Genomic DNA, 14939 nt, shown 5'->3' on the forward strand with positions numbered 1-14939 from the left:
GCCTGATTGGCCGCTCAGCGGCCGCGGCCTGATTGGCCGCTCAGCGGCCGCGCGCCGCGTACTCCGCCACCAAGGCCTCCGCGCTACGCACCGCCGCCCGACAGGCCCGAGTGGTGAACGGGTCGTTCAGCGGATGCTCGGCACGCCTGCGCCAGCGCTGTGCCGCCGCGAACGCCGCCCGCGGCCCGTCGTACGGATTGTCCGGTTGAAGGCCGAGCCTGCTGGCCGCGTCGGTACCCGAACCCCCAATGATCCGGCGCAGCGACGCCATCTCGTCGTCGTTCAAAGTCGTTGGCCGCGAACGTAACTGGCTCAGCAGGCGCAACTCCTCGAACGCGTGCGTATCGGCCAGCAGCGGGTCGATGTCGGCGAGGATGTACGGGGTGGCGTAGATCGGGTTGGTCTGCACGAACTGCCGCAGCGACAACAACGCGGTGTGCGCCTTGAGCAGATCCGACCGCTGCGCAAACTGCTGATCGATGACCTCCCGCAGCGCCACCAGCCCACTGCGCTCCAACAACTCGTCGGCCAGCGCCACCGAATCGCTGACACCGGCGCGCAGCACCGCGATCGAGATCCGGATCCCGAACATCCCGAACCGGTCCAGCAACGCCGCCCTGGTCGCCGCGTCGACGGGCAGCGAGCTGTCCTCGCGGACGAAGCGGTCCACCGACAACATCGCCTTCGTCAGCTCGGCGGCGTCCACCCCGGCGAGCTTCTCCAACGCGACGAACTCGCTCTGCCGCAACGTTCGTGCCGTCAACGCCAGCAGCCCGGACACCGGCACCACGGCCTGACATGTTCCCGTGCGCTCCATCTCGGCGGTGAAGCGCGTCGCGACGTCCCTGGCCGACAACATCGCATCGATGCGCCCGGCGCCGATCTCGTCGGCGCGCGAGGCCACACCGATCACGCCCAACGCGCCCGCCGACCCGCCGACCAGTTCGCCGATCTGCTTGAGCAGCGCGATATCGGCGGCGTTCAGAGTCCTCAGCAGGAAGACGACCGCGTCGACGCGCGGCACCCCGTCCTCGGGTACGAGCAGGCGCAGGGTGCGCTCCGAGACGTCCCGGGACAACGACGAGGTGCCGGGGGTGTCGATGATCGTGGTGTCGATCAGCTCGGCGGCCGGCCACTCCACATCGAGGTCGACGATGTCCTCGGGGTCGAGCGTGGCGAAGTCGAACGTCAGGCCGCCCTCATTGGGATCGCGCCCGATCGGCACGTTGGATCGCCTGCCGCCGCGATGATTAGCGGTCACCTTCGGCGTGGGCCCATGCCGGAACCACGTCACGATTCGGGTGGCCTCCGTCGCGTCGGTGGGCGCAATGTCCTCGCCCACAAGCGCATTCACCAACGTCGACTTGCCCGCCTTGAGTGTGCCGGCCAGCGCGATCCGGATCGGCTGGTTGAGCCGGCCGCCGATGCGCTCGAGTTCGCGATGCACATCGGGGCGCTGCCGATAAGCGGGGTCGGCCTGGTAGGCCTGGATGGTTCCACCCAGGATTGCGCGCACCTGATCGCTCGTGCTCATTTCGCGCTACCCACCAATGCTCCTGGCTGCTCTCCCCGTTCGGCGATGGCCAAGAGTCCAGCTTATGCACCGACGCGGCTATGTGGTCCCAACGGGTTCCGGCGCAGAGCCGGCGGGCAGCAGTTTGACCGCGTGCTCGGTGACCTGATTGAGGATGTTGAGCTGACGCTCCAGTTCTTTGATCCGGCCGTTGCGTTCGGCCTCCTGCACCTGTGCGGCGGCGATGGTCGCCTGCAGCGACTCGTTGAGGGATCGAGAGGTTTGGTTGGCGATGCCGCGATAGTGGTCACGCAGCTGCCGCTGAATCGCCTTGAGCCGGTCGCGCGATTCCTTGCCGACCGCGAACTGCGTGTCGTCGATGAAGCGGCGGGTGTTGGTCTTGGCCTCGTTGCGAACCCGCAGCATCCGGTTCTCCATGTTCTCCCGGAACGCCGTACGCCCCATCAGCAGACCAGCGCCGAGGGAGATCGGGTTGAACATGCCCAGGCCCGCGAACGACGTCATCATGCCGAACATCAGCACGCCGCCGTAGGACCCCTGCATGCCCATGGTCAGCTTGCGGCCCTTGCCGACGGGTTTGGCTTCGAGCTTGCCCAGCGATTTCATCTCCCCGAGGCTGGCGCCCATGCGGCTGGGGTCGAGTTGCGGCATGTTGACCGCGTCGAGACCGGCCTCGACGAACGTGCGGGCCACCTCGGCGGCCAGCGCCTCGGCCCGTTGATAGGCCCAGACGAAGTTGTCGCCAACGGCCGTGGCGACAGCGTTCTCGAGTTCGGCTCCGATCTCGGCCCAGTGATGCGTCGGGTCGCAGTTGTCGATGACCTTCTCGATGTGCTGGCTGATGATGCGGAACCGCCCGCGCAGATCGTGGTCGACATCGGCGGTCAGATCGGCGATTCCGTCGTTGAGCACCTGCTGCCACAATGCGGTCTGCTGCAGCGCGTCCTGGGCCTCCTGCTTGCGTCGTTCCAGATCCTCCTTCAGCCGGTCCCGGGTCGCGGGGTCGTTGAGCACCGCCAGCTCGGCCTTGACCTTGAGCGTCAAATGCTCGGCCGCCGAATAGATCTCGTTCACGACGTGGTCGCGGATCCGGTCGTTCTGTCGTGCCAGCACCTGCTCGCTGAGGAACCTCACGATGGCCGGGAAGTTCGACTCCTCGTTGAGTTCCTTGTCGTTGAGCTGGATAGCGTGGGTGCGCAGCAGCGAGGACGCCGGGATCATCGGCACGTCCACGCCCGCACGCTGCAAATGCGCCTTGTTGGCGTCGACGATCTGGCGCCAGTGTGGGTAGAGGTCCGTCTTCGTCGCGATGATCGTTGCGACAGGGCAGATCTCGAATGCCTGTCGCATGAAAGTCATCTCGGGCTCGGTGAACTCCTGGCTGGTGTCGCTGCACATCAGCACCGCGTCGGCGTCGGGCAGCAGGCCCAGCGTCGCGGACAGATGCGGTTGTCCGTGGCCGCCGACGCCCGGGGTGTCGACGAATGCGAGCCCGTTCTTGAGCAGCGGGCCGGCGGCGGTGACCTCCACGCGAATCACCTCACGCCCGTTGGCCTGGGGGGCCCGTCGCAGATCGTTCTTGATGTCGGCCATCGGGATCTCGACGGCATCGGGCTCCTCGCCCTCACCGCGCGCCACGATGAGCTTTGCCGCAGCGGTCTCCCCGTACGTCACCACGGTCGGCAGCACCGTGCTCTCGTCGTCACCGACCCGCGAGACGGGAACGTTCAGAAGCGAGTTCAACAACTGGCTCTTGCCCTGCTTGAGCTGACCGGCGATCACCACCCGGATCTGCGGATCGGTGATGCGCTCCTTGGCTCTGGCCAGCCGCTCGACCAGATCACCGCGATCGTTGGCGTCGGCGATCCGGCTGGTGTGGTCGATCAGCTCGACGATGACCTTCGATTGCCTGTCCGGCTGCGCCTGCTTGGCCGGCGTCGCCTGTCGATCATTGCCTTGCGTCATCAAGTCCTCGTATCCGGTTGGGCCGGTGAGTCAACGGTAGACGTGCCGACTGGCGGGGATCGCAGTTTGATCCCCGCCAGTGGCGTTGTGTGCTCGGCTCAGAACAGGCCGGCGTCGACGGTGGTGTCGACATCGACGTCGGTGTTGACCTGACCGGAGTTGTCGGTCGAGTTGTCCTGTCCGGAGTTGTCGACCGAATTGTCGACCGAGTTGTCCACCGAGTTGTCCTCGACACTCGTGCCGCCGGAGATCCCGCCCGACACGCTGCCGTCGATGTCGCCGACAGTGGTCTGGTTGCCATCGACATTGGTGGTGGTCGTGTCGTTGTCGTTGATCACGATGCCTCCGCCGGAACCGCCGGCCCCACCGGTGGCGTTACCGCCGTCGTTGCCGACCCCGATCAGCCCGCCACCGCCGTCACCGCCAGAAGCGCTGCCACCGTTGCCGCCACTCATGTCGACGTCGTTGATGACCGGGCCGTCGTTGTCGGAGATGATGTCCCCGCCGGCGGTCTGATCGCCGCTGTCGTCGATCTCGTTGTCCTCACCGATGTTGACGTTGGAGTCCTCGATGTCACCGGTGTTGACGTTCTCGTTGTCATCGCCGACCACGTTTCCGTCGCCCTCGACGTTGGTGGCATCGATATCGCCGGCATTGCCGGTGTTGACGACCCCGCCGTCGGTGGCGGTGTTGGTGGTCTTGTCACCGAAGGTGATGTCACCGAACTCCAGATCGAAGTTGCCGATGCCCTGCTGCTGATCGGCACCGGCGTGGTTGACCGTGTTGGTCTCCGGGCTCAGGAACCGGGTGTCGTTGTGGCTGAGCGTGTCGTTGTTCGACAACACCTCGGTCTGACGCTGCGGAGTGAACGCAATCCCATGCGTCTGCGCCACCGCCTGCTGCAAACCCACCACCGGATTCCCGCCACCGTGCACCACCGCGGCGGGTGCCACGGTGGCCGCCACGGCCTGTACCTGGGCGGCGGAGACGTTGCCGAAGCCGGCCTGGTGCAGTTCGCGGTCGGGGTCCGCCACGAACGCAGCGGCGGAGACAGGGTCGCGGAACAGGTTCAGAAACCAGTCGATGAGGTTCATGTCGGATCCTTTCGGGGTTTTCGTTGTGGTCTGGTCGCCGGTCCGTCCGGCGAACTGAAGACCACGTTATGGCCGCGGCGAGCCCCCAGAAACGGGGTCACAACCCCTCCCTGCGCAGCGCCATCCCGGGATCGGAGTAGGGGCCGCGTTAGGGGATTAGGGGGTGGTTCGGGGATCGGCCGGCAATTATGCGTTGTACTGGCGATTTCACCCCGGAAACGACGAATGCGCAGTCCCCTCGGGGAACCGCGCATTCCGGCGTCGAGCGCCTCAGTCGAAGATGTCGAACCCGCCCGCGTCGATATCGAGCTGCTGCACGTCGGCCACCGCATCGCTGAAGTCGTCGATCGTAGGAGGTTGTTCGACCACGTCGTCGATCACCGGGTGGTCCAGCTGCTGCAGCGAGGTGTCGTCCACCTCGGCGACGCTGGGGACGTTCGGATCGGCGAGATCGGAGACCCCGGGGTCGGAGATCAATGCGGTGGAGACGTCGTCGGCCACATTGGCCGGCACATGGTCCCCGAAGGCGTCAAACGCCGCCGTGGCCGCACCGCTGCTCCACACATTGCTTGCGGCCTCGGTGATGCCGCCGTCCAGCCCGGTCGTCGGGACGGTCGTCGGCAGCGCCGACATCGACTCCGAGACCACAGGGATCAGGGCGTGGACATCGGCGCTGGTCACGTTCGTCAGATTGGCGTCGACAATGGCTTGATCCGGATCGGCGGCGAAACGCGCAGCGGCGTCGGGATCACGCACCACCGACATGACGAAGTCGAGTAGCTCGTTGGCCATGAAACACCCTCCCTCCCTCAAACAGATATAAGTGGCTAGAGACATGACCTAGCCAAGCGGCTTGCCACGATGCTATCGACGGCGGCGGCCCCCGTGATCGGTGTCAAACCCACCTGCTCGGCCGGGTCGTTAGGGGACGAGCCGTTAGGGGATTTCCTCCCACTAGGGGCAGGTCCCGAATTCGGAGAGGTCCAGCCGCTATCGTGATGGCCGGGTCCGAATTGACCCAAATACAGAGGTGGAGATGAGCGACTCACTCGGGTTGTCGATCGGTTCGACCAACTTGGTGGCGGCCCGGGTCGGCCGTCCCCCGGTCATGCGGCGATCCATTCTCACGGTCTTCGACGATCGCCCGCCGGAGGTCGGCGTACCGGCCGAGAACCCGAACCTGAACCAACCGGGGATGGTGCTGAGCGGCTTCGTCGAACGAGTCGGCGACCCGGTGCCGTTGGTTGCGGCCGACGGTTCACCGCATCGCGGAGAACAGGTGCTGGCCGAAGCCCTCGACGCGATGGCCCGTACGGTCGGCGGCGGATCGCCAGTCGTGATCGCGGTGCCCGCGCATTGGGGCGCCGCGGCGACGGGTGCGCTGCGGGGCGCCCTGCGTGCCGCACCCGGCCTGGCTCCTGGCGGGGTGGCGCCCACGCTGGTGCCCGATTCGGCGGCGGCGCTCGCCGCACTGCAGGCCGCGCCCGGACTGCCGTCGAGCGGTGTCGTGGTGCTGTGCGATTTCGGCGGCAGCGGCACCAGCATCAGCCTGGCCGACGCCGGTGCCGACTTCGCTCCGGTCGGGGAGACGGTGCGCTACCCGGAGTTCTCCGGCGACCAGATCGATCAGCTCCTGCTCAACCACGTCGTCGCGGGAATCGCGGCGGCAAACGACGCCGATCCGGCGGGTACCGCCGCCGTCAGCTCGCTGGCCCGGTTGCGCAACGAGGCTCGCGTGGCCAAGGAACAGCTGTCCGCCGACACCGCAGCGGTCGTACACGCCGATCTGCCCGGGTTCACCTCCGACGTGCGGGTGACCCGCACCGAATTGGAGCAGCTGATCAGCGAACCCCTCGACGGTGTGCTCAACGCCGTCCAGGAAGCGTTGCAGCGCAACAACATTCCGACAGCGAACGTCTCGGCCGTCGCAACCGTCGGCGGCGGCGCGAACATCCCGATGGTCACTCAGCAGCTGTCGACCCGTCTGCGCGCGCCCGTCATCACCACGCCGCAGTCGCAGCTCAACGTCGCCGCGGGAGCGGCTCTGATCGCCGACGCCGCCGGAGCGGCAACGGGGATGGCGTCCGCCGCGGAAGCCCCTACCGGCATGGCGCCGACGAGCATGGCCGCGGCCGCATGGGCCGCAGGTGCCGCCGGCGTCGCGGCTTCTGAGTCGGCCGCCGACGGGGCCGCCTCGGCGACGTTCCGCGCTCTGGCGTGGTCGCAGGACGACTCCCCCGCCGATGAGCCGGTCCGGTACGCCGGCGAGGACTACACCTTCGAAGCGGGCGCAACCGGCGCGCGACCGGGGATGGAATTCGCCCATGAGGAAGAGCAGTACGAGCCGGAGCCCGCGCCGCTGGCGTGGTACCGCCGCCCGGTGGTGCTGTTCGGCGCGGCGGCCGCCGCGGCCCTGCTGGCCGCCGGCGGGCTCGCGGTCACGCTGACGAGCACGAGCGGTGACAGCTCTCCGGTCACCGAGACCGCGACGACGGTCGAGACCGGGCCCTCCCCGGAGCAGACGACTTCGGTTGCGCCCCAGACGGTCACGGTCACCGGAGACGACGGCCGTGCGACCACGAGCGTGATTCCGCCGCCGCCTCCTCCCGAGACCACGACCACCACGACGACGCCGAGCACCACGACTACGACGACAACGACGACCACCACGACCACGACCACCACCCCGCCGACCACCACGACGACGCGTCCTACGACCACCCAGCCCACGACCACCCAGCCGCCGACGACCACGGAGCCGCCGACCACGTCGGTGGAACCGCTGCCGGACATCCCCGCCGAGGACGAGCCGTAGCGCCATGACCGCGTCGGACCCGCGGACCGAAATCCCGCCGCCCGCACGCGAAGCGGTCGCGAGGCTCGCGGCCGCACCGACCGAGCCGGTCAAACTTCTCGTCTCGGGTGGCGTCGGTACGGGTAAGACCTCGGTGCTGGCCGCCGTCCGGACCGCGCTGCGGGCCGCGGGCGTGCCGGTGCTCACCCGCGCCCCGCGTGCCGGCGAGCATGCCGCGGTGGTCATCGACGACGTGCAGCTGCTCGACGACGACGTCCTCGACCAGCTCACGGATCGAGTGTCCGACCCGGAGTCGACGGTCATCGTCAGCAGTGAGCCGGTGGCACACCGGCCTGCCATGCGTGCCCTGTCCACGGCGGTCGAGCGCGAGAACCCGGTCGTCGTCCTGGGGTCGCTGGGCCCGGCCGACGTCGCCGCCCTCGTCACCGAAAAGCTCGGCGGCACACCACCGTCCGATATGGTGCGGTCACTGGTCGTCGCGACGGCCGGGCTGCCGTTCCTGCTTCAACCGGCGATCGCTGCCGCCGTGGCTCCGGAGGGCGAGGCGCCCGCAACGGCCATCCTGCACGCGGTCAAGTACGCGATGATCGAACGGCTCCGCCGCCTCGACGATGCGTTACTGGACACGCTTCTGATGACATCGCTGAGCAGAGAGCTCGGTCCGGATGACGTCGCGGCGGCGTTGCGGATCGGCGCCGAGCAGGCGCACGCACTGGTCGATCGTGCCCGCGCCGCCGGCCTCATCGAGCCGTCTCACAGCCGGGCCTTCTTACGCACACTGCACCGGTGTATCGCGCAGATCCTCGGCGCCGCACGGCATCACGACACCGAGGTGTCACTTCTGGTGTCGCAGCTCGAATCGTCGACGCTGTCGGCGGAACTGGCGTTGCAGATGGCCGAGCACGGCTTGCGCGACGATCGCCTGGCCAACGCGCTGGCCGACATGGCGGCACGCAGCCACAACCAACCCGCCAGGGCGGCAAGGCTTTACCGCGGCGCCGTCGATGCGGGGGCGACCGCGCTGAGTTCACAGCTGGCCGACGCGCTGGCATTGACCGGCGACTGCGGCACCGCGGGCCGGCTCACCGATCAACTGCTCGGCTCCGACGATGCCGCCGAAAAGGCCGCCGCGGTCCGGATCGCCGCCAGCATCGCGGTCCATGACGGCAGCGCCGCCCAGGCCGCGGACCTGTTCCGCTGGCTGGGGCCGTATCCGGACGCGTTCATCAGCGCTGCGGGCGCCGTGGTGTCGATCGCCGCCGGTGACCTGTCCGCCGCGCGGGCGGCGTTGTCCGTCGAGAGCGGTGGGCCGCCGACCTCCACGGCGCGCGCCGCGCGCAGCCTCGCCGACGGGCTGCTGATGTCGCTGGACGCTCCCTACCCCGCCGCCGTCGCCCGGCTGGGCCAGGCGATCACCACCGACCAGGCCACCACCGGCGTCGCTCCTGACACGCCGGCAGCGCTGGTGACCCTGGCCGCACTGCACGGCGGCGATCCGGTGCGGGCACGCAGCGTTATCGGCCGCGCCGTGCGCACCGGCCTCGACGACGGTTCGGAGGCCGCGCTTTTCGTCGCCCGCAGGCATCGGCTGCTGCTGGGCTGGGTGCGCATGCAGGACGGACAGCTGTCTGCGGCGACGTCCGACGTCGCGATCGCCGGCGCCGACGCCGACACCGCCCCGCTGCATCGCCGCGACGCACTGTGGGCGGCCGCACTGCAGACCGCGATCGCCCGGCGCAGCGGCGACACCGGCGCCATGCAGAAGCACTGGTATTCGGCGGTGGAGGTACTGGCCGAATACTCGATGGACCTCTTCTCTCTACTGCCGCTCGGCGAACTGTGGGTGGCCGCCGCTCGGATGCACCAGATCGACCGGCTGCGCCACACCATCGACGAGGCCTTCGCTCTGCTCGGCGCACTCGGCGATCCCGTCTTGTGGTCGGCCCCGCTGCACTGGGCGGGTGTGCACGCCGGCATCTTGGCCAACGCTCCCGACGCGGTCGCACCGCACGGCCAGGCGCTGACGGCGGCGGCCGGTCGCAGCCCCTTCGCCAGGACGCTGGCCACCGCCGGCCGCACGTGGTTGCGGGTGTTGGCGAACCACGTCGAGACCGACGAGGTCACCACCGCCGCGCGGCTGCTCGCGCAGGTCGGCCTCACCTGGGATGCCACCCGGCTCGCCGGTCAGGCCGCGCTGCAGGCCCCCGACGGCCGCGTGTCGGGTGCGATGCTTCAGCTCGCGCGCGACCTGAAGCAGGCCGTCGCACTGGATGAGGCTCCCGGCGCCGAGCAGCCCGCCGCGCCCGAGGCCACACGGGCCGGTGCGGCGCGCCCCGTGTCGTCGCGACTGTCCGACCGCGAGCGTGAGGTCGCCGAACTGCTCCTGCTCGGCATGCCGTACCGCGACATCGGTGCGCAGCTGTTCATATCGGCGAAGACGGTCGAGCACCATGTCGCCCGGATCCGCCGCCGTCTCGGCGCGGAGTCCCGGTCCGAGATGTTGTCGATGCTGCGGGCGATGCTGGCGCCGCAGTCGTGATCCCCCAACCCGTCGCCATCCCCTAACGGAGATCCCCTAACCGGGCCCGCCGACGACGGGATCGCCGCCGGATTCGCACATCGGCGCAGCGCCATAGCGTCATCGCATGATCAGTCACCAGGCATCTCCGGACCGGCCGCTGGGTGTTTCGGTCGGCGCGACCAACCTCACCGCGACCCGCGACGGGCACGCCGCGGTGATCAGACCCTCCGAGCTGACGGTCGGCGGGCAACGGCTCACCGGATTCGTCGACCGCATCAGCGATCCCGTTCCGCTCATAGCCCCCGACGGTTCGTCCCATCGACCCGAGCGGCTCCTCGCTGAAGCCTTGCGGAGGCTCGGCCACAACGACGAAACGGACATGGCGGTGGCGGTTCCCGCGCACTGGCGGCCATCGGTCGCCGACTCCGTGCGCCAGGTCCTGCGTGACGGCGTGCCGGTCATCACCGACGCCACCGCGGCCCTGGCGACCTTGAACGCGGAGCCTGGCCTGCCCTCCCGCGGCGTCGTGGTGCTCTGCGACTTCGGCGGTACCGGAACCAGCATCACGCTGGCCAACGCCTCCTCGGGCCACGGGGTGGTCGGCGAGACCGTACGGTTCGCAGACCTGTCGGGCGATCTCGTTGACCAGGCACTCCTGACCCACGTGATGACGGCGCTGCCCTCCGACACCGATCCATCGGGCACCGCGGTCGTCGGCTCGCTGACGCGGCTGCGCAACGAATGCCGCGCCGCCAAGGAACGGTTATCAGCGCACACCGCGACCGCCATCCCGGTCGACGTGCCCGGATACCGCGCGGAGATCCGCGTCACCCGCGCCGAGCTCGAGCAGCTGATGCAGCATCCGGTCGCCGACTTCCTGGCGGTCGTGGACGACACTCTCGATCGCTACGGCGTCCCCGCGGCCGCGGTCACGGCGGTGGCGACCGTCGGCGGCGGAGCACGCATTCCGATGCTCACCCAGAAGCTGTCCGAACATCTGCGCGCGCCCGTGGTGACCACCCCGCAACCTCAGTTGGCTGCGGCCGGCGGCGCCGCCCTGATCGCACAGCGCCGACGCGTCGTCGAACCCGCGACGACCCTGACACCCGCAGGGGTCGAGGAAGCGACCGTCCGCATTGACGGACCGCCGTCGAGCGCGTTCGGCGCGCTTGCCTGGTCCCAGGACGACCAGGACGACGCGCCCCTTCCCGCCATCGAATCCCGCCCCGATCTCGTCTTTCACCGCGAGGACTGGCAGGACGAGGCGCCGCCGCGGCGGTCCCCGCTCGTCCTGTTCGGCCTCGCAGCCGCCGCCGCGGCGATCACGACCGGGCTGTTCGTCGTGATGCAGCTGCGCGACGACACCGTGACCCCGGTGGAGGCGGCGACCAGCACTGTCGCACCACCCCCCGCGCCTGCGGCGCCGGCTCCCACTCCAGCACCCCCGGCGCCGCAGGCCCCTCAACTCACCACGATCGTGGTGCAACCGGCGCAGCGGTCATCGGCGCCCCCACAGCGAAGCGCGCGCCAGGCGCCGGCCACACAGGCGGCCCCGAGCCCGCAACCCCCGACCGTGCCTCCGACGACGACCACTCCCCCGTCGACCGAGCCCGAGGCCCCACCGTCGCCGGAACCGGAGACCGACCCGTCGCCCGAGCCGCAGACCCCGCCGTCGGCCGATCCACCGCCGATCGACCCCGGGCCCGGAAACGGCGCTCCGGACGCCGATCCGGATCCCGCCGACACGGATTCGAGCGGCGATCAAACGGGTACCGACACCGTGCCCGACGAGTCCAGCCCGACCGACGGTGCGTAGTTAGGACAACCTTCGTAGCGGTGTTTCCCTTGGAGATGCAACTATGACCCCCGGGCTTGAGCAGGCCCTGAGTTAAGTTACCGACGGGTAACTTACGATAAGTTACTCTTGGGTAACTTGAGAACGGGAGGCGCGCGGTGGACACGCAGATGCTGATCAGGCTCGTCGTCGGACTGGGGCTGACGGCCCTTGTGCTGGTCTTCGCCGCCAAACGCGTGCTGTGGCTCACGACGTTGATCCGCTCCGGCGCGCCCACCAGCCCGGAGAACAACCGCAAGGACAACCTCGGCAAGCGCATCACCACGCAGGTCGAAGAGGTCTTCGGGCAAACACGGCTGCTCAAGTGGTCGCTGCCCGGCCTCGCCCACTTCTTCACGATGTGGGGCTTCTTCATCCTGGCGTCGGTCTACCTCGAGGCGTACGGCCTGCTGTTCGACCACGACTTCCACATCCCGATCATCGGCCGCTGGGACGTGCTCGGTTTCCTGCAGGACTTCTTCGCCGTCGCGGTGCTGCTCGGCATCATCACGTTCGCGATCATCCGCGTGATGCAGGAGCCCAAGCAGCACGGCCGCGACTCCCGCTTCTACGGCTCGCACACCGGCGGCGCCTGGCTGATCCTGTTCATGATCTTCAACGTCATCTGGACCTACGCGCTGGTGCGCGGGGCCGCGGTGAACACCGGCGCGCTGCCCTACGGCAACGGAGCCTTCTTCTCCCAGTTCATGGGCTGGGCCCTGCATCCGCTGGGTGAGCCCGCGAACGAATGGATCGAGACCATCGCGCTGCTGCTGCACATCGCGGTGATGCTGATCTTCCTGCTGATCGTGCTGCACTCCAAGCACCTGCACATCGGCCTGGCGCCCATCAACGTCACCTTCAAGCGGATGCCCAACGGGCTCGGCCCGCTGCTGCCGGTCGAGTACGACGGCAAGCGCATCGACTTCGAGGATCCGCCGGAGGACGCGGTGCTGGGCCGCGGCAAGATCGAGGACTTCACGTGGAAGGCCTACCTCGACATGACCACGTGCACCGAATGCGGTCGGTGCCAATCGCAGTGCCCGGCGTGGAACACCGGTAAGCCGCTGTCGCCCAAGCTCGTGATCATGAACCTGCGCGACCACCTGTTCGCCAAGGCGCCTTACATCCTCGGCGACAAGGAATCGCCGCTGGAGAACACGCCCGAAGGCGGCCTCGGTGAGGAACTGCGCGGCGAGAAGGAATCCGAGAAGCATTCGCACGAGCACGTTCCCGAGTCCGGCTTCGAACGGATCCTGGGATCGGGCCCGGAGCAGGCGACCCGGCCGCTGGTCGGCACCGAGGAGCAGGGCGGCGTGATCGACCCCGACGTGCTGTGGTCCTGCACGACGTGCGGTGCCTGCGTCGAGCAGTGCCCGGTCGACATCGAGCACATCGATCACATCGTCGACATGCGCCGCTACCAGGTGATGATGGAGTCCGAGTTCCCCGGTGAACTCGGCGTGCTGTTCAAGAACCTGGAGACCAAAGGCAATCCGTGGGGCCAGAACGCCAAGGACCGCACGAACTGGATCGACGAGGTCGACTTCGACGTGCCGGTGTACGGCCAGGACGTCGAGTCGTTCGACGGTTACGAATACCTGTTCTGGGTGGGATGCGCCGGCGCCTACGAGGACCGCGCAAAGAAGACCACCAAGGCCGTCGCCGAGCTGCTGGCCGCCGCGGGCGTCAAGTACCTGGTGCTCGGTGAGGGCGAGACCTGCAACGGCGACTCGGCCCGCCGCTCCGGCAACGAGTTCCTGTTCCAGCAGCTGGCCGCGCAGAACGTCGAGACGCTCAACGAGCTGTTCGAGGGCGTCGAGCATGTCGACCGCAAGATCGTTGTCACCTGCCCGCACTGCTTCAATACGCTGGGCCGCGAATATCCGCAGGTCGGCGGAAACTTCACGGTGTTGCACCACACGCAGCTGTTGAACCGGCTGGTGCGCGACAAGAAGCTCATCCCCGTCACCCCGGCCGACGGCGGTACGGAGATCACCTACCACGATCCGTGCTACCTGGGACGCCACAACAAGGAGTACTCGGCGCCGCGTGAGCTGATCGGCGCCTCCGGTGCGAAGCTCACCGAGATGCCGCGCCACGCCGACCGCGGGCTGTGCTGCGGCGCCGGTGGCGCGCGGATGTGGATGGAAGAGCACATCGGTAAACGCGTCAACACCGAGCGCACCGAGGAGGCGATGGACACCGCCTCGACGATCGCGACCGGTTGCCCGTTCTGCCGCGTGATGATCACCGACGGCGTCGATGAGGTCTCCGCCGCCCGTGAGGTCGAGAAGGCCGAGGTTCTGGACGTGGCGCAGCTGCTGCTGGGCTCGCTGGACAAGAGCACCATCACGCTGCCGGAGAAGGGCACCGCCGCCAAGGAGGCCGAGGAGCGCGCGGCCAAGCTGGCCGCCGAAGCGCCTGCAAAGGAGGCCCCGGCCGAGTCCGAGCCGCAGGCCGAACCGGAGCCCGAGGCCGCGACAGCGACAGCGACGGAGACGAAGCCCGTCACGGGTCTCGGAATCGCCGGCGGCGCCAAGCGCCCGGGTGCCAAGAAGGCCGCGCCCGCGGCCGACGAAAAGCCCGCTGCGGCAGCGCCTCCCGCGAAGGGGCTCGGCATCGCTGCGGGGGCCAAGCGGCCCGGCGCCAAGAAGACAGCACCCGCTGCACAGTCGGCACCCGCAGAGGCGGAGGCCAAGCCGGAAGCCGCCGCGACGCCGGAGCCGGAGGTCAAGGGACTCGGCCTCGCGGCAGGCGCCAAGCGTCCGGGCGCGAAGAAGAAGGCCCAGCCGGCGTCACCGAACGAGGGCGAGGCGACGGTCACGCAGCCGCCGAACGTCGACCCGGACAAGGCGGCACCGGGCGCCAAGACCGACACCGCCGACTCGGACCGGGGCCTGGAGGCCAAGCCCGAGCCCGAGGTCAAGGGACTCGGCATCGCGCCTGGCGCCCGCAGGCCGGGTGCCAAGAAGTCTGCCGCGCCCGCCCAGCCGAAACCGGCTGCCGCCCAACCGGAGCCACAGGCCGATGGCGAATCCAGCGCTGCCCCTGAGCCTTCCGAGAGCGGCGACGGCGACAAGCCGGAAGCGCCGCCGGTGAAGGGTCTCGGGATCGCCAGAGGAGCACGCCCTCCGGGTAAGCGCTGAGCCGTTGACCGGCGATTTTGGTTAATC

8 protein-coding genes are annotated in these 14939 nt (G+C 68.8%); 4 read left to right on the forward strand and 4 right to left on the reverse strand.

Going from position 1 to position 14939, the window contains the following annotated elements; translation table 11 throughout:
* Nucleotides 1-40: 40 nt before the first annotated feature.
* The 4 genes from A5752_RS25610 to A5752_RS25625 all read right to left on the reverse strand — a co-directional run bounded on the left by A5752_RS25610 (nucleotide 41) and on the right by A5752_RS25625 (nucleotide 5385).
* Nucleotides 41-1534, reverse strand: a complete 1494-nt coding sequence (locus A5752_RS25610) for a dynamin family protein (RefSeq protein ID WP_067091913.1) — start codon at nucleotides 1532-1534, stop codon at nucleotides 41-43.
* A 78-nt stretch (nucleotides 1535-1612) separates the two neighbouring features.
* Complete coding sequence (locus A5752_RS25615; RefSeq protein ID WP_067091915.1) at nucleotides 1613-3499, reverse strand: dynamin family protein; 1887 nt, start codon at nucleotides 3497-3499, stop codon at nucleotides 1613-1615.
* A 98-nt stretch (nucleotides 3500-3597) separates the two neighbouring features.
* Nucleotides 3598-4593, reverse strand: coding sequence for an IniB N-terminal domain-containing protein (locus tag A5752_RS25620; RefSeq protein WP_067091917.1), 996 nt, complete (start codon nucleotides 4591-4593; stop codon nucleotides 3598-3600).
* A gap of 270 nt (nucleotides 4594-4863) precedes the next feature.
* Nucleotides 4864-5385: an Rv0340 family IniB-related protein gene (locus A5752_RS25625; protein ID WP_067091919.1), complete on the reverse strand. Its 522-nt coding sequence runs from the start codon at nucleotides 5383-5385 to the stop codon at nucleotides 4864-4866.
* Between the two features lie 244 nt (nucleotides 5386-5629).
* Between A5752_RS25625 and A5752_RS25630 the strand changes: the two genes are divergently transcribed.
* From A5752_RS25630 to A5752_RS25645, 4 genes are all read left to right on the forward strand, one after another.
* On the forward strand, nucleotides 5630-7408 hold the full coding sequence (locus A5752_RS25630; RefSeq protein ID WP_067091973.1) for an Hsp70 family protein: 1779 nt from the start codon (nucleotides 5630-5632) through the stop codon (nucleotides 7406-7408).
* A 4-nt stretch (nucleotides 7409-7412) separates the two neighbouring features.
* Nucleotides 7413-9947, forward strand: a complete 2535-nt coding sequence (gene iniR, locus A5752_RS25635; protein ID WP_067091921.1) for an isoniazid response ATPase/transcriptional regulator IniR — start codon at nucleotides 7413-7415, stop codon at nucleotides 9945-9947.
* Between the two features lie 106 nt (nucleotides 9948-10053).
* Nucleotides 10054-11745, forward strand: coding sequence for an Hsp70 family protein (locus A5752_RS25640; RefSeq protein WP_067091923.1), 1692 nt, complete (start codon nucleotides 10054-10056; stop codon nucleotides 11743-11745).
* Between the two features lie 137 nt (nucleotides 11746-11882).
* Entirely contained in the window at nucleotides 11883-14912 is a 3030-nt protein-coding gene (locus tag A5752_RS25645) for a (Fe-S)-binding protein (RefSeq protein ID WP_067091925.1), read from the forward strand.
* Nucleotides 14913-14939: the final 27 nt, after the last annotated feature.

The sequence above is a fragment of the Mycobacterium sp. 852002-51961_SCH5331710 genome, assembly GCF_001665535.1.
Taxonomy (GTDB): Bacteria; Actinomycetota; Actinomycetes; order Mycobacteriales; family Mycobacteriaceae; genus Mycobacterium.

Bases quoted from the DNA above. Each gene is read 5' to 3' on its own strand.
- A5752_RS25620 (WP_067091917.1), bottom strand. From the start codon at position 4,593: ATGAACCTCATCGACTGGTTTCTGAACCTGTTCCGCGACCCTGTCTCC.
- A5752_RS25630 (WP_067091973.1), top strand. From the start codon at position 5,630: ATGAGCGACTCACTCGGGTTGTCGATCGGTTCGACCAACTTGGTGGCG.
- A5752_RS25640 (WP_067091923.1), top strand. From the start codon at position 10,054: ATGATCAGTCACCAGGCATCTCCGGACCGGCCGCTGGGTGTTTCGGTC.
- A5752_RS25625 (WP_067091919.1), bottom strand. From the start codon at position 5,385: ATGGCCAACGAGCTACTCGACTTCGTCATGTCGGTGGTGCGTGATCCC.
- iniR (WP_067091921.1), top strand. From the start codon at position 7,413: ATGACCGCGTCGGACCCGCGGACCGAAATCCCGCCGCCCGCACGCGAA.
- A5752_RS25615 (WP_067091915.1), bottom strand. From the start codon at position 3,499: ATGACGCAAGGCAATGATCGACAGGCGACGCCGGCCAAGCAGGCGCAG.
- A5752_RS25610 (WP_067091913.1), bottom strand. From the start codon at position 1,534: ATGAGCACGAGCGATCAGGTGCGCGCAATCCTGGGTGGAACCATCCAG.